At 66.4% G+C, this 20,302-nt stretch carries 17 protein-coding genes and 1 pseudogene; 10 read left to right on the top strand and 8 right to left on the bottom strand.

Annotation, left to right across the window (positions count from 1 at the left end; genetic code table 11):
- The first annotated feature begins 14 nt into the window (after window positions 1–14).
- On the top strand, window positions 15–983 hold the full coding sequence (locus tag WKW80_RS13520) for a Bug family tripartite tricarboxylate transporter substrate binding protein (RefSeq protein WP_340364068.1): 969 nt from the start codon (window positions 15–17) through the stop codon (window positions 981–983).
- 260 nt (window positions 984–1,243) lie between these two features.
- Here the strand turns inward: WKW80_RS13520 and WKW80_RS13515 are convergent, their stop codons facing one another.
- Window positions 1,244–2,110, bottom strand: a complete 867-nt coding sequence (locus WKW80_RS13515) for a FadR/GntR family transcriptional regulator (protein ID WP_340364067.1) — start codon at window positions 2,108–2,110, stop codon at window positions 1,244–1,246.
- Between WKW80_RS13515 and WKW80_RS13510 the strand changes: the two genes are divergently transcribed.
- The 3 genes from WKW80_RS13510 to WKW80_RS13500 are packed head-to-tail and all read left to right on the top strand — an operon-like array spanning window position 2,100 to window position 5,378.
- Window positions 2,100–3,296: a mandelate racemase/muconate lactonizing enzyme family protein gene (locus tag WKW80_RS13510; protein WP_340364066.1), complete on the top strand. Its 1,197-nt coding sequence runs from the start codon at window positions 2,100–2,102 to the stop codon at window positions 3,294–3,296. The genes WKW80_RS13515 and WKW80_RS13510 overlap by 11 nt on opposite strands.
- Window positions 3,297–3,341: 45 nt before the next feature.
- Window positions 3,342–4,301, top strand: coding sequence for a 2-hydroxyacid dehydrogenase (locus WKW80_RS13505; RefSeq protein WP_340364065.1), 960 nt, complete (start codon window positions 3,342–3,344; stop codon window positions 4,299–4,301).
- A 60-nt stretch (window positions 4,302–4,361) separates the two neighbouring features.
- On the top strand, window positions 4,362–5,378 hold the full coding sequence (locus WKW80_RS13500; protein WP_340364064.1) for a Bug family tripartite tricarboxylate transporter substrate binding protein: 1,017 nt from the start codon (window positions 4,362–4,364) through the stop codon (window positions 5,376–5,378).
- A 32-nt stretch (window positions 5,379–5,410) separates the two neighbouring features.
- Here WKW80_RS13500 and WKW80_RS13495 read toward each other — a convergent pair whose 3' ends face one another.
- The 3 genes from WKW80_RS13495 to WKW80_RS13485 form a co-directional block, all read right to left on the bottom strand.
- Window positions 5,411–7,288, bottom strand: a complete 1,878-nt coding sequence (locus WKW80_RS13495) for an FAD-binding monooxygenase (RefSeq protein WP_340364063.1) — start codon at window positions 7,286–7,288, stop codon at window positions 5,411–5,413.
- A gap of 75 nt (window positions 7,289–7,363) precedes the next feature.
- Entirely contained in the window at window positions 7,364–8,137 is a 774-nt protein-coding gene (locus WKW80_RS13490) for an SDR family oxidoreductase (protein ID WP_340364062.1), read from the bottom strand.
- A 44-nt stretch (window positions 8,138–8,181) separates the two neighbouring features.
- Complete coding sequence (locus WKW80_RS13485; RefSeq protein ID WP_340364061.1) at window positions 8,182–8,595, bottom strand: acyl-CoA thioesterase; 414 nt, start codon at window positions 8,593–8,595, stop codon at window positions 8,182–8,184.
- Window positions 8,596–8,739: 144 nt separating this feature from the next.
- On the opposite strand from WKW80_RS13485, the gene WKW80_RS13480 reads away from it, so the two are divergent.
- The 4 genes from WKW80_RS13480 (at window position 8,740) to WKW80_RS13465 (ending at window position 12,899) form a co-directional block, all read left to right on the top strand.
- Window positions 8,740–9,444 carry a Crp/Fnr family transcriptional regulator gene (locus tag WKW80_RS13480; RefSeq protein ID WP_340364060.1) on the top strand — a complete coding sequence of 235 codons (705 nt, stop codon included), beginning with the start codon at window positions 8,740–8,742 and terminating at the stop codon, window positions 9,442–9,444.
- 130 nt (window positions 9,445–9,574) lie between these two features.
- Window positions 9,575–10,942 (top strand): MFS transporter, encoded by a 1,368-nt coding sequence (locus WKW80_RS13475; protein WP_340364059.1) that lies wholly within the window; start codon window positions 9,575–9,577, stop codon window positions 10,940–10,942.
- A gap of 81 nt (window positions 10,943–11,023) precedes the next feature.
- Window positions 11,024–11,914, top strand: coding sequence for a beta-keto acid cleavage family enzyme (locus WKW80_RS13470; RefSeq protein WP_340364058.1), 891 nt, complete (start codon window positions 11,024–11,026; stop codon window positions 11,912–11,914).
- Between the two features lie 40 nt (window positions 11,915–11,954).
- A complete protein-coding gene (locus WKW80_RS13465) occupies window positions 11,955–12,899 on the top strand; it encodes a 3-hydroxyacyl-CoA dehydrogenase NAD-binding domain-containing protein (RefSeq protein WP_340364057.1) in 945 nt (314 codons plus the stop codon).
- A 20-nt stretch (window positions 12,900–12,919) separates the two neighbouring features.
- On the opposite strand, the gene WKW80_RS13460 is transcribed toward WKW80_RS13465, so the two are convergent.
- On the bottom strand, window positions 12,920–13,885 hold the full coding sequence (locus WKW80_RS13460) for a bifunctional helix-turn-helix transcriptional regulator/GNAT family N-acetyltransferase (protein ID WP_340364056.1): 966 nt from the start codon (window positions 13,883–13,885) through the stop codon (window positions 12,920–12,922).
- Between the two features lie 155 nt (window positions 13,886–14,040).
- Here WKW80_RS13460 and WKW80_RS13455 point away from each other — a divergent pair, with 155 nt between their 5' ends.
- Entirely contained in the window at window positions 14,041–16,413 is a 2,373-nt protein-coding gene (locus WKW80_RS13455; RefSeq protein WP_340364055.1) for a YgiQ family radical SAM protein, read from the top strand.
- Between the two features lie 3 nt (window positions 16,414–16,416).
- On the opposite strand, the gene WKW80_RS13450 is transcribed toward WKW80_RS13455, so the two are convergent.
- Window positions 16,417–17,115 carry a DUF1294 domain-containing protein gene (locus WKW80_RS13450; RefSeq protein ID WP_340364054.1) on the bottom strand — a complete coding sequence of 233 codons (699 nt, stop codon included), beginning with the start codon at window positions 17,113–17,115 and terminating at the stop codon, window positions 16,417–16,419.
- 126 nt (window positions 17,116–17,241) lie between these two features.
- On the opposite strand from WKW80_RS13450, the pseudogene WKW80_RS13445 reads away from it, so the two are divergent.
- A pseudogene (locus WKW80_RS13445) lies at window positions 17,242–18,069 on the top strand (isoaspartyl peptidase/L-asparaginase family protein); the annotation flags it as partial.
- 140 nt (window positions 18,070–18,209) lie between these two features.
- Here WKW80_RS13445 and WKW80_RS13440 read toward each other — a convergent pair.
- Both WKW80_RS13440 and WKW80_RS13435 read right to left on the bottom strand, forming a co-directional pair.
- Window positions 18,210–19,730, bottom strand: a complete 1,521-nt coding sequence (locus tag WKW80_RS13440) for an MFS transporter (protein WP_340364053.1) — start codon at window positions 19,728–19,730, stop codon at window positions 18,210–18,212.
- Window positions 19,727–20,227, bottom strand: coding sequence for a MerR family transcriptional regulator (locus WKW80_RS13435; protein WP_340364052.1), 501 nt, complete (start codon window positions 20,225–20,227; stop codon window positions 19,727–19,729). The genes WKW80_RS13440 and WKW80_RS13435 overlap by 4 nt, the downstream gene beginning before the upstream one ends.
- Between the last annotated feature and the right edge of the window lie 75 nt (window positions 20,228–20,302).

Genomic DNA, 20,302 nt, shown 5'->3' with positions numbered 1-20,302 from the left:
CAAGGAGACATGACATGAGAACCCTTCGCACCCTCTGCATTGCCGCCGTATCGTTGGCCGCGACGCTGCTGGCCCCCGTCGCATCTCACGCGGCCGACTACCCGACGCACCCGATCGAAATCGTCGTGCCATCTTCCGCCGGCGGCGGCACCGACATGATGGCGCGCCTGTTCGCCGAGACCGCGAAGAAGAGCGTACCGCAGCCCTTCATCGTAACCAACAAGCCAGGCGCTGGCGGCGGCATCGGCATGACCGAGGCGCAGCGCGCGACGCCCGACGGCTACAAGATCGGCGTGCTGATCTCGGAGCTGGCGATCATTCCGTACCTCAACATGACCAAGGTCACGACGGCCGACTTCATCCCGATCGCGCGACTCAATGGCGACCCCGGGCTGATCGCGGTGCGCGCCGATTCGCCCTACCAGACCATCGACGACCTGCTCGCCGCGGCGCGCAAGCAGGAGGGCGTGGTGTCGATGGGCAATGCCGGCAGCGGCACGATCTGGCACCTGGCCGCCGCGGCGGTCGAGCAGAAGACGGGCGTCAAGTTCAACCATGTGCCGTTCCAGGGCGCGGCGCCCAGCGTGCTGGCGTTGGTCGGCGGCCACGTGGATGCGATCACCGTGAGCCCGGCGGAAATCGGCCCGCACGTCGCGGTCGGCAAGGTTCGCGTGCTGGTCGCCATGGCCGACAAGCGCCTGCCGCCGCCGTACGAGAAGGTCGTCACGTTCAAGGAAAAGGGCGTCGACCTCGTGCTCGGCACCTGGCGCGGCCTGGGCGTGCCGCTGAACACGCCGCCGGAGATCGTGAAGTACCTGCGCGACGCCGCGCGGAAGACGGCGCAGGACCCGGCCTTCAGCGACGCGCTGCTGAAGGCCAACCTGCAACCGGCGTACATGGAAGGCGAGCAGTTCCAGACGTTCATGAACAGCCAGGCGACGTACTTCAAAACGCTGCTGGCGACGGTCGATCTCAAGAAATAGGCTTCGAAGACTTGGCGGGGACGTTGAATGCTGCCTCTGACATCGCCGATGTCGATCCAGTGAACCCGCCTATTCGGGCTGGATTCCAGCGTCTCTCGCCTTCGCCGCCCACGCGAGGCGCTGCGCATGGTGCCAATGAGCGCCGCCCGGCCGCCCGAAGGCGCTCGCACCGCAGTGCAAGGCACGGAGCTATCCCGTGATCGCGCGCCTCACCTGCGCCCTGCAGGCGGGATGGCGGTCGTGTCTATTGCCAATTCAAGTCAATGGCCGAACAGCCGCGCGATGCCCCCGCGCAGGTGTGCCTCCATGGCGTGTCGCGCGGCGACGGCGTCCTGCTGCTCGATGGCCCTTTCCACGGCCGCGTGCTCCTGGCACACACCCGCCCGCCGCTCGCCTTGCGGCCGTCCCGAGAGACTGCGCGAAAGCCCGATGCTGAAGCGGGTCTGCGGCGCCAAGGCAGTCATCGTCATGCCGAAGAAGCGGTTGCCGCAGGCTTGCGCCACGGCGTCGTGGAAGGCGATGTCTTCCTCGATGGCATCGCTTCCGTCCACAAGGGCTTGCTCGAAGCGCTCGCGGCACAGGCGGACGTGGTGCATCTGGTCGGTGGTGCGTGCCAGCGCGGCGCGGGCCGCGGCTTCGCCTTCCATGAAGCACCGGAATTCCAGAAAAGCGCGGATGTCGGCGATGTTCGCCAGCGTGCCGAGCGAGATGGGCTTGGCCTGGGGCAGCGCATCGGTGACGAAAGTGCCCGACCCCTTGCGCACGTAGATGCGCCCCTCGTCGCGAAGGCGCGCCAGCGCCTGCCGCAGCACCGGGCGGGAAACGCCGAGACGCTGTGACAGTGCCGTTTCGCCGGGCAGGCGTGCGCGCGGCTCGAAGCCCGGCGTGCCCAGCAACTGCATCAGGTCTTCGTAGACCTTGTCACCGAGCAGGCGAGTTGCGCCGTTCGCACGGGGTACGGGGCCCGCGTCTTCTACGGTGTATGTATTCATATGACAGCTAATTACAGGGTTAATACAAGATTGGCTTGCATTGACGCTTGATGAGGGCGAAAGGACAATCGGCTGCAAGAGAAAAAAGCAAAATCCACCGCAAAGATATAAAAAGCTGTAAACGATGTCAACCATCCGCTGCCTCCGCACCTACCGCCTGCCCGACCGGCCCAGCCTGATCTGGCTCGAACTCGAAACGAGCGACGGCCTGGTCGGGCTGGGGGAGACCTTTCGCGGGGCAGCCTCGGTCGAGACCTGCCTGCACGAGGAGCTCGCGCCCTGGCTGCTGGGCCGCGATGCGCGGCACATCGAAGGCATCTCGCGCCACCTGCTCACGCCATATGTCGGCTACAACAGCTCGGGCGTGGAAGTGCGCTCGGCCAGCGCGGTCGACATCGCGCTGTGGGACCTGGCCGGACAGCGCCAGGGCGTGCCGGTCTACGAGGCCCTGGGCGGCGGGGCGCGCCTGAACGTGCCGGTCTACAACACCTGCGCCGGCTACAGCTTCAACACCGCTGGCAAGCGTCGCGACATCAGTGCGGACGATCAGTCCCAAGGGCCTTACGACGACCAGGTGGCCTTCATGCGCGACGCCGGCACGCTGGCCCGCAGCCTGCTCGACGAAGGCTACAAGGCCATGAAGATCTGGCCCTTCGACATCTACGCGCCGGCCAGCGGCGGCCACCTGATCAGCCTGCCCGACCTCGAAAAGGGCCTGGAGCCCTTCCGCAAGATCCGCGAGGCGGTCGGCAATCGCATCGAGGTGATGTGCGAGCTGCACAGCCTGTTCGGCGGCCACTCGGCCCTGCGCATCTGCCAGGCGCTGGAGGAATACGACGTGTTCTGGGTCGAGGACCCGCTGTGCAAGATGGACGACGCCGCCGGCCTGGCCGACCTGCGCCGCCGCACCCGGGTGCAGATCTGCGGCAGCGAGACGCTGGGCGGCCTGCGCCCCTTCCGCGACCTGCTGGCCGCCGACGCGCTCGACGTGGTGATGCTGGACCTGGCCTGGTGCGGCGGCTTCACCGAAGGGCGCAAGATCGCCGGGCTGGCCCAGGCCTACAACCGGCCGCTGGCACCGCACGACTGCACCGGGCCCATTACCTTGATGGCGGGCCTGCACATGGCGCTGCATGCGCCGACGGCCATCTACCAGGAGGTGGTGCGCGCCACGCTGGCGACCTGGTACCGCGACATCGTCACCGAGCTGCCGGTGATCCGCGAGGGCATGGCCCAGCCGCCGGTCGGGCCCGGGCTGGGAACGCGGCTGCAGGACAGCTTCAAGCTGCAGCCGGGCCTCGTCGTCCGCGAGAGCCGCTAGCGGACATTGCCTCGCCGTCTCGACCACTCCTTCGCAAGACTTTCAATGCATATCCAGATCGTCGGTCTCCATGCGCCGAACGCACCCCGGTTGCGCGAGCTTCTCGGCCCGGGGTACGAGGTCGAAGCCCTGCACGCCTTCCCCGGGGCTGGCGCCATCCGGTCGGACGTCGTCATCAGCAACAGCGTCAGCGCCGACGAGGCCACCCGGCTGCACTGCCGGCTGGTGCACGTGCCCGGCGCGGGATCGGAACAGATCGCCTGCCCGTCGCTGCCCTCGGGAACCACTGTATGCAATGTGCACGGCCACGAGGTGCCCATCGCCGAGTTCACGCTGCACGCCATCCTGGAGCACTTCCTGCAGCTCTGGCAGTACCCCGCGCGCCTGGACGCAGCCGCCTGGGCGCAGGCCTACGCGAGCCGCGCGCAACACGACGAGGCCGATGGGAAAACCGTCGCCATCCTGGGATTCGGGCACATCGGGCAGGAGATCGCACGGCGCGCGCGGGCCTGCGGCATGCACGTGATCGCCGTTACGCGCAGCGGCAAGCAAGGGTCGGAGGAACTGGCCCATGAATACGTCGCCGTGTCGGCGCTGGACGATGTGCTGGCCCGGGTCCAGGTGCTGGTGGTCTGCTGCCCGCTGGACGACAGCACCCGCAACCTGATTGGCGCGCGCCAGCTCGCGCTGCTGCCGGCGCAGGCCCTGCTGGTCAATGTGGCGCGCGCGGAGGTCGTGGACGAACAGGCGCTGTATGAAGCCCTGCGCGACAAGCAACTCGGGCGCGCCGTCCTCGACGTCTGGTACCGGTACCCGAAGAAGGGCCAGGCGCCGGTGAGTCCTTCGCGCTGGCCGCTGCATGAGCTGCCCAACGTGCGCGCCACGCCCCACATCTCGGCCATCACGCCAGCGCTGCTGGATCGGCGCTACCGCTTCATGGCCCGGAACATCGAGCACTTGGCGGAGGGGCAGCCGCTTCTCAACGTGATCTACCAGGCAACCTAGGCGCTTCCCCGGCCGCTCGCAGCCACGCGCCTTCTCGTCCACACATTTACGGAGATACCCATGAAAGCCCAGACTTCGAACACCCCGACCACGCGCCCCTTCGGCAGGCGCGCACTGCTCGGCATGGCTGCCGCGGCGATGCTGGCGGGCACTTCCCCGCACGCATTTGCAGAGGACGCAGCGAGCTACCCCAACAGGATGATCCGCATCACCGTGCCCAACCCGGCGGGCGGCACCTCCGACGTGCTGGGGCGCCTGCTGGCCAAGGAGCTCGGAGAGATGTTCAAGCAGCCGGTCATCGTGGAGAACAAGGCCGGCGGCAATGGCAACATCGGCGCGGCCTTCGTGGCCAAGTCCGCGCCGGATGGCTACAACCTGCTGCTGCTGGACATGAGCGTGCTGACCATCGGCCCAAGCGTCGCTCCGCAGACCAGCTACAACCCGCAGAAGGACCTGACGCCCATCGCGATTCCGGCCTATTCGCCGCACCTGCTGGTGGTCCGGAACGATCTGCCCGTGAAGAACCTCGACGAGCTCGCCGCCTATGCCAGGAAGGGCGGCAAGCCCATCAGCTTCGGCACACCGCTGGCGTCCATCAGCCAGCTTGCGGGCATCCTGCTCGCGCAGGACCGCGGCTTCGAGTTCAACATCATCGGCTACAAGGGTGGCGCCCAAGCCCTTGCCGACCTCGCGGGCGGCCAGATCGACAGCGCGATGGCGAGCGTGGTCGCCACCAACCAGCTGGTGAAGGGCGGCAAGGTCAAGGCCATTGCCGTCACCAGCGCCAAGCCGTTTGCGGCGACGCCCGGCGTGCCGACCGTGGCCTCGCAGATTCCCAACTTCGTCACGGGTTCCTGGCAGGGGCTGCTGGCGCCCGCCAACACGCCGCCTGCAGTGCTCGACAAGCTGCAGGAGGCCGTGCAGCGCATCGTGGCGCGGCCCGAATTCGCCAAGCATCTGCAGGAACTCGGCTCCGAGCCGTCGAGCATGAACCGCCAGCAGATCGCGGAATGGATGCGGACCGAGAGTCAGCGCTGGGGCAAGGTGGTCAAGGACAACAACATCAAGGCGGAGTAGATCCGCACGCCGCAGGGTCGCCGGCGTTCAGCCTACTGGCGATCAAGCAGGAATTGGCCGAAGAAGGCAGCGAGTTCGTCATGCGCGTCCAGCGGAAGTACGTTCGAAACGTACTGGTCAGGACGGACCACGACCACCGCACCCTTCGCGCGGTCGATGCCGCGCAGATCGAAGATGTCGGGGCCGTTCTTGAGGTCGGGGCAGTAGGCCTTCTCATAGTCGACGAGGCCGAAGCATCCCTTGCGTGGCATCAGGATGGAAGGCAGTTCCTCCACCTTGAGATCGAGGTGTCCCTGCTGGAAGACCGCGCGAACGTCGATGACGCTGTCGATGTCGGCGCCCGTGGGCGTGAAGCGACGGACCGGGGAGTCTGGCGATTCCGCCAAATAGGCGGCGAGGTCGCGCAACCGCTTGCCGCTGGAGTCCGCGAATGCGTAGACACGCCAGGCGCCATCGGCACGGGCCGCATGGCCGAGGTGCATCGGCTTGGCGTCCGCAAGGCGCACGACGGGCGCCGAATGGAAACGCGTGCCAATCGTGAATCCCTTGGCGAGGCTCTGGTGGGTTGCCTCGGCTGTCAGTACCGTCGTCGGCGCGTAGTGCGTCGCAACGCCAGCCGTATAACGTCCCGACTTGACGAAGTACGCCTGGAGCTCTTGCGGGTCGACGCCCCCGAGTTCCGGGCGGCTCGGATCCTTGGGGGGCGACGCCATGATCTTCGACCATTCCTTGTCGAAGTCGATGAGCCCCTGGGCGATCGCATGGCGCTCGGCGGAATAGGTGCGCAGCAATTCCGGCCCGGCGCGTCCGTCGAGAACGGAGGCGAGTTTCCAACCGAGGTTGAACGTGTCCTGCATCGAGACGTTCATGCCCTGGCCGGCCTTCGCACTGTGCGTGTGGCAGGCATCGCCGGCGATGAAGACGCGCGGCAGGCGGGATGCGAGCTGGTCCGCCGGGACGTCGTCGAACCGGTCGGTGACGCGCTGGCCGACCTGATACACCGCGAACCACACCACGCTTTTCACGTCGAGCGTATACGGGTGCAGCACGCGCCGGGCGGTCTCGAGGACCTTCTCCTGCGTGATGTCGCGGAAGGCTTCGCGGTTGTTCGGGTCGATGTCGCCGAGGTCGACATACAGCCGCACCATGTAACCGCCTTCCCGGGGGATGAGCAGGATGTTGCCCTCGTCCGCGGACTGGATGGCGGCCTTGAGCCGGATGTCCGGAAAGTCGGTGACGGCCAGCATGTCCAAGACGCCCCACGCGTGGTTGGCGAAGTCGCCGCGCGGCACTGCGCCAATCGCCTCGCGCACGCCGCTGCGCGCGCCGTCGCAGCCGACCACGTACTTGGCGCGAACAGTGGTTTCCGAGCCCTTGGCCACATCGCGCAGCGTTACCACGACGGGGTGCTCGCCATCGGGTTCGACCTTCAGCGTGACGAATTCCAGTCCGTAGCTGGCCTCGAGCCGCGTCGGTGAATTGCGCATGTAGTCGAGCAGGTACTGCTGCAGGCGAGCCTGGTTGACGATGAGGTGCGGGAACTCCGACAAGCCGTCCTCGGTGTCCTGCACGCGACCGGTGCGCTCTATCCGGGTGCGATCCTGCTTCGAGGGACGCCAGAACACGGTTTCGTTCACCCAGTAGGCCTCGCGCAAGAGCTTCTGGCCCAAACCGAAAGCCTCGAACATTTCGACCGTGCGGCAGGCGATGCCGTCCGCCTGACCGACCTGGAGTGCGCCACTGCGGCGTTCGACCAGTCGCGTGAGGATGTTGGGGAAGTTCGACAACTGTGCGGCCAGCAACGCCCCCGCGGGCCCGCTGCCGATGACAAGGACGTCGACGGTGGCGGGAAGCGCTTCCTTGACGACGTCGGGGTCGCCGGGTGCGTAGCCGTTCAGATAGAACTGCATGTGGCCTCCAGGATGTTGGATGTGTTCATGGTTGCTTGCTTCGTGAGATGGGCGTGGACAACGTGTGCAACGGGTTCAGGACGCGCTTTGCGAATCCCCGTCGATCGGAATCATTTGCCCCGAGATCGAGCGCGCTGCGCCGGAAGCGAGGAACACGGCAAGTGCCGCGATGTCGGCCGGATCGACGAAGCGCTTGATCGACTGGTTGGCCAGCGCTGACGCTTCTTCCTGCGCCACGCTGCGCCCGCTGGTCGATGCCCGGCCTTCGAAGACCTGCTGCAGGCGCGGACCATCCACCGCGCCGGGCAGGATTGCGTTGACGCGAATGCCGAATTCGCCGAGTTCGCGCGACAGGGTCTTCGTGAAGCCGATGAGTCCCCACTTCGTCGTCGAGTAAGGGCTGCGATTCGGGTAGCCGAAGCGCCCGGCGAGCGAGGACATCACCACGATCGACCCGGCGGCCGATTGCTTCAGATGCGGTATGGCGGCCTGCGTCACCGTGAAAGTGCCGGTGAGATTGACGCGCAGCACGGCTTCCCAGGCATCAGGGTCCATGTCCGCGACGCTCGCTGCCGGCCCAGCGATGCCGGCGTTGTTCACCAGCACGTCCAGCCCGCCCATTGCATCGGTGGCCTCCTTGACCATGCGCCCCACGGCGCCACGATCGGCGATGTCGCAGACGCTTGTCGTGATGCCCGGCGCCTGCGCGCGCAGGTCGTTCAGCGCGGCCGCGTCGATGTCGCAGGCGTGGACGCGCGCCCCCGCGGCGGCGAAAGCCACGGCAATGGCACGGCCGATGCCACCTGCGCCCGCGGTGATCAGCACGCGCTGGCCGTTGGATGTCGTCATGGAAGTCTCCTTGGTGATGCAGGTGTGCAGGTGTCCGTCGCGGTTCAGGCACATGCGGAACGGATGAACTCGGGCACGGGCACCGCCTTGAGCCTGCCGCTCTCGTCCCGCACGCACAGCGCCCGCGTTTCCCGCCCCTCACAGATCAACTCGTCACCACGCATCACGCGGTGAACCTGGATGAAGACCTTGCCGCGCCATTCCTCGACGGTGGTGTGGATGTGGATGCGCTCGCCATAGGTGGTTGCGGTGTGAAAGCGGGTGTGAATCTCGAGGAGCGGCGGACCGACGCAGCCCGGCAGATCGGCCATCGCTCGCCACGGCGCGAGCCCGCACGCAGCGAAGTAGTGATGCGAAGCTGCATCCATCCATCGCGAGTAGTTGGGGAAAAAGACGATGCCTGCGGGATCGCAGTCGCCGAACTGGACGTCGACGCCGTAGACGATGGTCTTGCTCATGGGTTTCAAGCTCCTGTTGCGGATGGGATGATTGTTCTAGGCGGCGGCAGAACGCACAGTCGATGCATCGACACTCGGGATCAGGGTTTCCCCTGACATGAAGCGGCGTGCACGACGGACGGGCCGCGTCTCAAGGAAACACAGATGACCCGACCACAACGTGCACCCGCGACTTCCCTCACTCTCGAAGAGCTGTTGGGGCAGTCGGCGTGGTTCACTGCGCTTGACGAACCCGCGCGTGCGCAGGTGCGCAGCGATGTGTCGGAGCGCGCGGTAGCGCTGGGCGATTCGCTCAGCCATCACGGCGAGCGGCAGCACGCCTGGTATGGCGTGCTCGAAGGGCTGATCAAGTGGGCAATCACCGCACGCGATGGGCGAACGGTGACCTTGGGCGGTCAATCGGTGGGCAGCTGGTTTGGCGAGGGGACGCTGATCCGGGACGCGCCACGCCAGTCGGACCTCGTCGCGCTGCGCTACAGCCGCGTTGCACAGATTCCGTTCGACACCTTCGACTGGCTGCGCCATCACCGGCCGTCGTTCAATGATTTCCTGCTGACGCAGGTCAATGACCGGCTGCACTGGTTCATGGGGAACTACGCAACGCACGGCCTGCTGGACACCGACAACCGGGTGGCTCGCGCGCTGGTGGGCATGGTGCATCCCCTGTCGAATCCACGCGGGGAGCGGCATCTGCAGTTGTCGCAGGAAGAACTCGCCAATCTCGCCGCCGTCTCGCGCCAGAGTTGCAACAGCGCCTTGACGCGCTTCAAGAGTGCCGGCCTGGTGCAAAGCGAGTACGGCGGCATCGTCGTGCTCGACCTCCCCGGGCTGCAGGAACTGGCGCAGTAGCTGCTTCGCGGGGCCCGCACCGCGGCTCCGTATTTACCCTCACTTGAACTGTCTGCCCATCGACTGCGGCAAACCGTGCCTCCCGGAATGATGCGTGTCATGGCATGGCGCCAGCACAAGGAGACACGCAATGAACCACGCAACGTCAGCAGTCCACGGGGCCGCGGACATCCACCGACCACAGGTCCGCTCCATTGAGGACAAGGTCTACCGCAAGATCAGCTGGCGGGTGATGCCGATCGTGCTGATCGCCTACATCTTCGCCTTTCTCGACCGCATCAACATCGGCTATGCCCAGCTCCAGATGAAGCAGGACCTGGCGTTCTCCGACGCGGTCTACGGGCTGGGCGCGGGCATCTTCTTCGTCACTTACCTGTTGTTCGAGGTACCGAGCAATCTGCTGCTCGAGAAGATCGGCGCGCGCCTGACCTTCCTGCGCATCATGGTGCTTTGGGGCCTGGCCTCATCCGCCACGGCCTTCGTCACCGAGGCCTGGCAGTTCTACGGAATCCGGCTGCTGCTGGGCGTGTTCGAGGCCGGCTTCTTCCCCGGCATCATCCTGTACCTCACGTACTGGTATCCGAGCCACCGTCGCGGCCGCGTGACCGGGCTCTTCCTGTTCGGCATGCCGATCACGGGCGTGCTCGGCGGCCCACTGTCGGGAATGATCATGGGTGGCATGGAAGGCCTCGGCGGCATGCACGGCTGGCAGTGGCTGTTCATCGTCGAAGGACTGCCGACCGTGCTGCTGGGTTTTCTGCTGTTTCGCCTGCTGCCGAACAAGCCGGCCGAGGCATCCTGGCTGGACAATGGCGAAAAGGCGATCGTGCAATCGGTGCTCGATGCCGATCACAAGGTCGACGAGAAGCCCGGACACCACGGCAAGCTGGCCGCTGCGCTGGCAGACCCGAAGACCTACGTGCTGGCCTTTGTCTACTTCTGCTGTGCCTGTGCGGTCTACACGGTTACGTTCTGGCTGCCGACGATGATCAAGAGCCTGGGCATCGCGAACATCGGGGCGATCGGCTGGATCACCGCGGTCCCCTACATCTTCGGCGCCATCGGCGTGCTCGTGATCAGCCGCAGTTCCGACCGGTTCAAGGAGCGTCGCTGGCATGTTGGCGGCACGCTGGTCGCGGGCGCCGCGGCATTGTTCGCCACCTCTTTTCTTGGCACGAGCTTCGCGCCGGTGATGGTCCTGCTGTGCATCGCCGCGTTCTTCATCTTCGGAGGCGGCTCGTTGTTCTGGTCGATACCGCCGACCTACCTCAGCCGCGAAGCCGCGGCGACCGGCATCGCCGTGATCAGCTCGCTGGGCATCCTGGGCGGCTTCGTCAGTCCCACGGTGATCGGCTGGATCAAGAGCGTCACCGGCAGCATCCAGATGGGCCTGGGCGCCTTGACGGCACTGGTGATCGTCGGCGGACTCACGATCCTGATTGCCCTGCCGAAGAGCGCAGTGCGCGTCGGTACCGCAGGCGACGCGCCAGGCCATTAGCCGCATGCCATTGGCCGCACGTCATTGGCCGCACGCAACAACCCCGATCGCCCTCACATCCCTACATTGGAGACACCCATCATGAGCAAGCCCAAAGTCATCGTGACCATCGCCCCGACCGGCGGCATGGCCACCAGGAAAATGAACCCGAACCTGCCGACGCAGCCGCAGGAGATCGCCGACGATACCTACCGTTGCTACAACGCCGGTGCCAGCCTGGTGGCCGTGCACGCGCGCCGGCCCGATGACGAGGCGACCTGCGAGCCGTCGATCTACACCCGCATCAACCGCCTGATCCGAGACAAGTGCGACATCATCCTGAACAACTCCACGGGGGGTGGCATCAACGGGGACATGGTGCGCGAACTTCCCAACGGCCTGTGGGAGATCCAGTGGGAAGAGCGCCTGAAAGGCATGCAAGGCGAGGGCGTGGAGATGTGCACGCTCGACGCCCAGACGGTCATCGCGAGCTTTGGCGGCAAGGAGATCCTGGTGGCGACGCCACCCACGTGGATCCGCCAGATTGCCGGGATGATGAAGGAACGCGGCATCAAGCCCGAGTGGGAGGTGTTCGGCCTGGCGGACATCGTGCAGGACGTGCAGCGCTCGCTCAACGAAGGCCTTGATGACGCGCCGCACTTCATCAACATCGTCATCGGCGCCAACGCCTTCCAGGGCGCCCTTCCATACACGCCGAAGCTGTTGCAGACGATGGTGGACCATCTGCCGGCGAAGACGGTGTTCAACGTCAGCGCGATCGGTGCCGCGCAACTGCCGGCAGCGATGAACTCGCTGCTGCTGGGCGGCCATGTCCGCGTCGGGCTGGAGGACAACCTGTACTACGAGCAGGGCGTGCTGGCCACCAACGTGCAACTCGTCGAGCGGCTCGTGCGGCTGGTTCGCGAGATGGGCTACGAGCCGGCCACGCCGGCGGAAGCGCGCGAAATCATCGGCCTGCGGCCGCTGCGCTGATCCTCGCCGCGTTGCGCCAACCTCATCTGGATCAGGAATCATGGGACACACGAACAACATCAAGATTGCCGTCGTCGGCACGGGAGTCATCGGTGCAGGCTGGGCGACGCACTTCCTCGCACAGGGCTTCGAAGTCATTGCAACCGATCCGGCCCCCGGCGCCGAGGCGCGCCTGCGTGAGTGGGTCGATGCGTACTGGCCTACCGTCGAAGCGCTGGGCCTTGTCGACGGCGCGTCCAGAAGCAAGCTGTCTTTCACGGCGGATGTTGCGCAAGCCGCGCGGGACGCCGTCTTCATCCAGGAGAGCTGCCCCGAAAGGCTGGACGTCAAGCACGCCTTGATCGCAGCCATCGAATCGTCCGCAAGTTCCGATGCCATCATCGCTTCGTCATCGTCCGGCTTGTCGATCAGCGACATCCAGGCGGGTGCCAGGCATCCGGAACGCATCGTGCTCGGACACCCGTTCAATCCGCCTCACCTCATACCGCTGGTAGAGGTCGGAGGCGGCAAGCTGACTTCCGTCGAGAACGTGACAAAGGCGATGGCGTTCTATGCGTCGACCGGCAAGAAGGCCATCCGCATCAACAAGGAAGTCAAGGGCCATATCGCGAACCGCCTGCAAGTGGCGCTCTGGCAGGAAGCCATCTCGTTGGTGCAGAGAGGTGTCGCGTCGGTAGAAGACATCGACACCGCGATCTCCTACGGCCCGGGTCTGCGATGGGCGTTGCTCGGCCCGTTCATCAATCTGCATGCATCCGGCGGCCCCGGCGGCATCACTCACCTGCTGCAGCATCTGGGCGCCTCCCAGCGTGAATGGGCACGCGACCTCGGCAAGTATCCGGAGACGGACGACTACATCCATCAGATTGCACAGGGCGTCGATGCCGAACTGGAGGGGCGTGATTTCCCTGGGATGCTCCGCCAACGCGATGAACTGCTGGTTCAGCTGATTGCGGCAAAGGCGACCAAGTCACAGCTTCCGTAATTGGCACGGAGGCCCTCCAGCTACTGCAGCTTGAGTTCCCAGGTTTCCCCGACCAACTGCTGGCCGAAACCTTCGTAGGGCTCCGACTTCGTGAGCTTGAACCCCCGCGCCGCATAGATGCCGCGCGCCGCCGTCAGGCAGCTGTTCGTCCACAGCACCATCTTCCTGTAGCCCTTGCGGCGCGCGAAGGCGATGCTTTCGTCGGTGAGCTTCGCGCCCAACCCCAGCCCGCGGGCCTGCGGCGAGAGGATCAGCATGCGAAGTTGTGCCGTTGTGGCCGACTTGCGTACGACGAAGACGGCGCCGACGCGTTCGCCGTTCAGCTCGGCGATCCAGCAGCGCTCCCATTCGGGCTGGAACTTGCGCAGGAACTGTGCGGAAATGTCCGCGACGAGTGCCTCGAACTCGCTGTTCCAGCCGTACTCGCGCGCATAGATTTCGCCGTGCTGCTGAACGACCCAGCCGATGTCACCGGGGGCGGGGTCGCGCAGGATGGCGGTGGTGGCCCTGGCGGGCGCCTTCGGCCGCGCGGGGTCGAGCAGGCCCTGCACCGCGTGCATGGCGTCGACGACTTGCCGGCACTCGGCCGGCGTCAGCGGCGCCAGCAGCGCTGCGGCTTCGTCGCGCGACTTCTGCTGCAGCGGGGCAAAGGCGGCATGGCCCGCGTCGGTCAGCGCCAGCAGCTGGTGGCGCGCGTCGTCGGGGTGCGGCTTGCGCGCCAGCCAGCCGGCCGCGTCGAAGCGGCGCAGGATGCGGCTCAGGTAGCCGGCGTCGAGGCCGAGCGCCTTGCCGATCTCGCTGGCGACGGGCGCTTGCCGGTGGGCCAGTTCGTACAAGACGCGTACATCGGTCAGTGACATGTCGCTACCGAGGTAAGGGTCCAGTGCGCCGATGCGGGCGGTGTAGAAGCGGTTGAACTGGCGGACAGCCTTCACGGCGTCGGCGTCGGCGTCGGGTGGCCTTGGCGAATCGTTCATGGTTGCCATTGTCATTCAAATTGATTGACAAAAGCAACTAAATCGAAGTCGCGAATACTTTGCCGGAAGGCCTTTAGGGCGACAAACCTTCTGCAAAACCCTAAAATCGCGGGTTGCCCTGAACGGGCCCACATGGCGTTGCATTGCGCCAGTCCCGCATTCCAATGAACGCCCCTGTCGACGTCTCCTTCTTTCATCGCGCCGCCAAGCCGCTGACCAGCTACCGCAAGTACTGGGCGGCCCGCTTCGGCACGGCCAGGTTCCTGCCCACGTCGCGCAAGGAGATGGAGGCGCTCGGCTGGGACAGCTGCGACATCATCGTGGTCACCGGCGACGCGTATGTCGACCATCCGAGCTTCGGCATGGCCGTGATCGGTCGCATGCTGGAGGCGCAGGGTTTTCGCGTCGGCATCATTGCCCAGCCCGAGTGGCAGAGCGCCGAGCCTTTCAAGGCGCTGGGCAAGCCGAACCTGTTCTTCGGCGTGACCTCGGGCAACATGGATTCGATGATCAACCGCTACACGGCGGACCGGAAGATCCGCAGCGACGACGCCTACACGCCCGGCGACGTCGGCGGCAAGCGGCCCGACCGCGCGGCCATCGTCTATTCGCAGCGCTGCAAGGAGGCCTGGAACGACGTGCCGATCGTGCTCGGCGGCATCGAGGGCAGCCTGCGCCGCATCGCGCACTACGACTACTGGTCGGACAAGGTGCGCCGCTCGATCGTGGTGGACAGCAAGTGCGACCTGCTGCTGTACGGCAATGCCGAGCGCGCGATCGTCGAGGTGGCGCACCGCCTGGCCGCGAAAGAGCCGGTGCACCAGATCACCGACGTGCGCGGCACCGCGTTCGTGCGGCGCGAGACGCCGGAGGGCTGGTTCGAAATCGATTCGACCAACGTCGACGAACCCGGCCGCGTCGAGGCGCACGTCAATCCGTACCTGATGGTGTCGGAGCAGGCCAAGGCCAACGGCGCGACCTGTGCGCGCGAAGACGAGGCGCAAGCGGTGGCCGACGTGGCGAACCACGCCAACCCGGCCATCAAGCCGATCAGCTTCGTGCCGAACCCGCGCGTCAGGCTCAAGGTGCCGCCGCGCGACCATTCGGTGATTCGCCTTCCGTCGTACGAGCAGGTGCGCAGCGACGCGGTGCTCTACGCCCATGCCAACCGCGTGCTCCATCTCGAGACCAACCCCGGCAACGCCCGCGCGCTCGTGCAGGCGCATGGCGAGGGCACGACCGCGCGCGACGTGTGGATCAACCCGCCGCCCATTCCGCTGACCACGGCCGAGATGGACTACGTGTTCGACCTGCCGTATGCGCGCAGCCCGCATCCGCGCTATGCCGACGAGAACGGCAGCCACGACCACGCGACCAAGATTCCCGCGTGGGAAATGATCCGCTTCAGCGTGAACATCATGCGAGGCTGCTTCGGCGGCTGCACCTTCTGCTCGATCACCGAGCACGAGGGCCGCATCATCCAGAGCCGCTCCGAAGAGTCGATCATCAAGGAGGTCGAGGCCATCCGCGACAACGTGAAGGGCTTCACCGGCACCATCTCCGACCTCGGCGGCCCCACGGCCAACATGTACCGCCTGGGCTGCAAGTCGCCCGAGATCGAGGCCGCCTGCCGCAAGCCGAGCTGCGTGTACCCGGGCATCTGCCAGAACCTCGGCACCAACCACGACCCGCTCATCAAGATCTACCGGCGCGCGCGTTCGCTCAAGGGCATCAAGAAGATCCTGATCGGCTCCGGCCTGCGCTATGACCTGGCCGTGCAATCGCCCGAGTACGTGAAGGAACTGGTGCAGCACCACGTCGGCGGCTACCTGAAGATCGCGCCCGAGCACACCGAGCAGGGCCCGCTCACCAAGATGATGAAGCCGGGCATCGGCAGCTACGACCGCTTCAAGCAGCTGTTCGAGAAGTACAGCGCCGAGGCCGGCAAGAAGCAGTACCTGATCCCGTACTTCATCGCGGCGCACCCGGGCACCAGCGACGAGGACATGATGAACCTCGCGCTGTGGCTCAAGAAGAACGGGTTCCGTGCCGACCAGGTGCAGACCTTCTACCCGAGCCCGATGGCCACGGCCACCGCGATGTACCACTCCAGCAAGAACCCGCTGCGCAAGATCACGCGCGACAGCGAGACGGTGGACATCGTGCGCGGCGACAAGCGCCGCCGCCTGCACAAGGCCTTCCTGCGCTACCACGATGCCAACAACTGGCCGCTGCTGCGAGAGGCGTTGAAGAGCATGGGCCGTTCCGACCTGATCGGCAACGGCAAGCACCACCTGATCCCGACCTGGCAGCCGCTGACCGATGGCGGCTACACGAGCGCGCGCCGCAAGAACTCGACGGCCGGCCCGACGGCCGAGAAGGCCGCGCCGGTCAGGCTGGCGCCGGTGAAGCCGTCGAAGGGCCGCATGCTGACGCAACACACCGGCCTGCCGCCGCGCGACAACGGCTCGGGCTCTAACCCGGCGTCGCGCACGTCTGCCGGCCCGGTGCGCGGCAGCAGCCGCAAGCCGCGCTGAGATTCAGATCGCCAGCAGGCCCGCTGGCAGCAGTTTGCCGATCCACGCGCCCAGGGCCGCCACGTGGGCCAGCACGGTCGCCCAATAGCCCGCCATGAAGCTGGCCTTGCGCATCTTGTGGCGGAACAGCCGCTGCGCGAGCCAGGCGCCAGGCCAGCCCCCGATCAGCGAGAGCAGGTGCAGGGTGCTTTCCGCAGTGCGCCAGCGGCCTGTTTCTGCGGCGTTCTTGTCGAAGCCGTAGATGAAGAAGGTCAGCAGGTTGAGGACCAGCAACACGCCGAGCGCAATCGGCGGAAGACGCGCCGTCCACACGCCATAGCCGAGCAGTGCGCCGTACGCTGCCAGCAGCGGGGCCATCGGCAGCAAGGATGGCGACGCGGGCGAGGAAGAAGGAGGAGAACGCAAAGCCTCCGGGGCACGCCCATTCGAGCGATCGGCGTGCCGGCGAGGCGGTTCGGATCCGCGCCGAGGCTGTGACGCCGGCTGCTGCGCTGCGCCTGCCGCCTGCACCGCCACCGCGCGCGGCCCCTTGCCGCCCACATGGATCTCCTCGAAGCTCAGTCTCATGCCGACCTGCGGCGTGGTGCTCCGGTCGGTGAAGTCGCGCAGGTGCACGAACACGTCGGTGGATATTTCAGGGCAGCGGATGAAGCCGAAGCCCCGGTCCTTGTTCCATCGAGCGAGCGTGCCTTGTCGTTTCATCTTCGGCATTTTCGCAGCCAGGCGTACGGCATCTCCCTGCCTGTCGCCGAACGAGCCGTTCCCCCTTCGCCGCCTCGTCGGCCACGCAACTGTTGCGTCGCGCCGGCCTGATGGCACGATGCGCGGATGAATCCAAAGAGCTATTCGCTCGCCGTTCACGGCGGCGCGGGAACGATCAGTTCGTCCGGCGAGGCCGCCGAGGCGCCTTATCACGCGGGGCTGCATGACGCGCTGCTTGCCGGGCAAGCTGTCCTCGCCGCTGGCGGCAGCGCGCTCGATGCAGTGATCGCCTCGGTGATCGAACTCGAAGACTGTCCTCTCTTCAACGCCGGCCACGGTGCGGTATTCAATGCCGACGAAGAGCATGAACTCGACGCCGGCGTGATGGACGGCCGCACGCAGGCCGCCGGTGCGGTTGCAGGAATGCGCACGCTGCGCAATCCGGTGAGCGGCGCCGCGGCGGTGCTGCGTGACGGCCGATGCGTGTTGCTCGGCGTGCATGGCGAGGCAGCCCTTGCCAGGCGGCATGGGTTGGTGCAGGTCGAGACTTCGTACTTCTCGACGCCGAATCGGCTTGCGCAGCTTCGCATGGTGCAGGCCCGCGCCCATGCGGATGCGGTGCTCGACCACGATGTTCCGGTCGACCCGCGCTTCGGCACCGTCGGTGCCGTGGCGCGCGATCGTCATGGTCACCTTGCAGCCGCCACGTCGACCGGCGGCATGACGAACAAGATGCCCGGCCGCGTCGGCGACTCGCCCATCGTGGGCGCCGGTGTCTATGCCGACGACGCGAGCTGCGCCGTCTCGGCGACCGGGACGGGCGAGCACTTCATTCGCGCGTGCCTCGCGCATGACGTGCACGCGCGAATGATCTACGGTGGTCTCGACGTGGCGCTTGCGGCGAGTCGGGCTTTGCACGAGTCGGTGGGGCCGTTGGGCGGGCAGGGCGGGCTGGTTGCCGTCGGCGCCGACGGGCACATTGCCATGCCCTACACACGGCGGGCATGTACCGCGGCTGGGTGTGCGAGGGTGACGCGGCCTGCACCGCGATCTTCGGCGAAGCGCGTCGCCACTGAACGGCTTGCGCGGCGGGCTCAGTCGATCCGGCGCTGCCAGGCTGCGAACACCCCGGCCGCCACGGCGATTGCCGCGATGGCGGCGAAGCCATCGAGCGACGCCATGAATGTCGCCTGCTGCTCCAGCATGCGCTGCAGCGTTCCAAGCGCCAATGCATGTGCTTGCGCCACCGCCTGGCCCGAGGCCTGGAAGCCTTGCGTCAGGCCGTCGAGCGCCTGCATGAACATCGGGTTCCCGGCCGTGGTCGACTCGCTCAGCCTCACTTCGTGAAGCGCCAGGCGGTGTTGCTGCAACGCGATCACACTCGACGAGGCGAATGAAATCGCCAACTGCCGCACCACGTTCTTGAGCCGGTAGCCGTGCGCGAAGGCTTCGCCCGAGAACGGCCGGAACGTGAGGTTCGCCACCGGCAGCATGACGAAGAGCATCACCAGGCCGCGCAGCGTCAGCGGCCCGATCAGCGCCACCCGACCCGCATCGGGTGAGAGTTGCGACAGCCACACGCCTGCCGCCGCTGCCATGGCGAAGCCCGCCACGATCAGCCATTTCTTGCGAGCCAGCCGCGCCGAATAGCGCATGTACACGAAGATGGACAGGCCGGTCACCAGCGAGATCGTGCCGGTCAGGTAGCCCGCCGCGCTCACGGTGTAGCCGAACCCGCCTTCCATGAGGCGCGGCAGCAGGTAGCTGAAGGCGGTCGAGAGGATGTAGTAGACGACGTACAGCGCCAGGCCGATCTGGAAGGTCGAGTGCCGCAGCGCGTCCATGCGGATCAGCGGGGACGGATGGTGCCACTGGTGCACGACGAACCAGCCGAGCCCGACGGTGCCGACGATGGCCAGCCCGACGAGCGTGGGCGAGCCTGCGAAGAGTTCGAAGTGCGAGCGCGTGAGCACCACCTGCAACGCGGCTTGCGCCAGCGCAAACACGAGGTAGGCCATGCGATTCGGCTCGGTGCGCTCGTCGAAGGGCACGTCGCCGACGTCAGGCACGGCCCACAGCACCAGCGCGCCGATGGCCACCGCCGGAAGCGCGGTGCATGCGAACAGCCAGCGCCAGTCGAGGTTGGCAACCAGCCACCCGCCGAGGATGGGCGCGAAGGCGCCGCCGAACACGATCAGCACCATCAGCGACTTGACCGCCTTCGGGCGGCGCGCGGCCGGCAGGTTGTTCTGGATCAGGATGCGGCAGGCACCCAGCATCGGGCCGACGAAATAGCCCTGCAGCGCACGCGCGATGGTGAGCTGGATCGAGTTTTCGCTCAGCGCCGCGCCGACTCCGCCGAGCGCGAAGACGAACATGCAGATCGCCAGGTAGCGCCGGTAGCCGAGGCGTTCGACCCAGGCGTGCTGCTGCAGGATGCCGAGCACCGCGAGTAGCGCGTAGGCGGTCGAGGCCCAGATCAATTCCTCGGGGGAGGCGTTGACGCCGGAAGCGATGTAGCTGGCAAAGAAGGCGAACAGCGCCGCGTCGACATAGTCGATGGCGACGACGAGGCCGATGGCCCACGGCATCGCGGTCGAGGCGTTGAGCTTCACCTGGACGCCCCTTTTTTTTCTGCCTTCTCCCCGCGGCGCCATTCGAGCGCCGTTTCGAGCGGCTCGCCTGCCAGGCGGCGCTCGACGTATTGCCGGTCGCGTTGCAGTTGCGCATGCAGGGCGGCAGCCTCCTTGAGTTCGCGGCGGACCTGCGTCATGCGGGCATCGAGCGCCGCGATCTGCTCGCCGAGCATGTCGTGCACCTTGCGCAGCGATGCGGGGGATAGCGCGCCGGCCCTCCCGCCCGCGGGTGCTTCCTCGATCGGCTGCTGGAGCATCGCGGTGATGACCGGAAGCGAAAAGCCGAGCGAGCGCATGCGCAATGCGCGCGCGAGCTTGTCGAGGTCGGCGGCTTCGTAGAGGCGATAGCGGCCTTCGCTGCGCATGGGCACGACGATGCCGCGCTCTTCGTAGTACTTGAGGGTGCGCGGCGTCACGCCGAGCCTGGCGGCGGCTTCGCGGACGGTGATGGGCGAAGGGGTGTCTTTGGCGGGCATGGCTGAATCGCTTTCAGGAAGCCTGATTCTAGCCTAACCTGTACGTGAACGTACAGGTTTGTGTTGACGCCGCCG

Origin of the sequence: Variovorax humicola, assembly GCF_037889915.1 — a bacterium.
Lineage (GTDB): Bacteria > Pseudomonadota > Gammaproteobacteria > Burkholderiales > Burkholderiaceae_C > Variovorax > Variovorax humicola.
The sequence above is the reverse complement of the archived record's forward strand: the minus strand, read 5'-3'. Positions and strand labels throughout refer to the sequence as shown.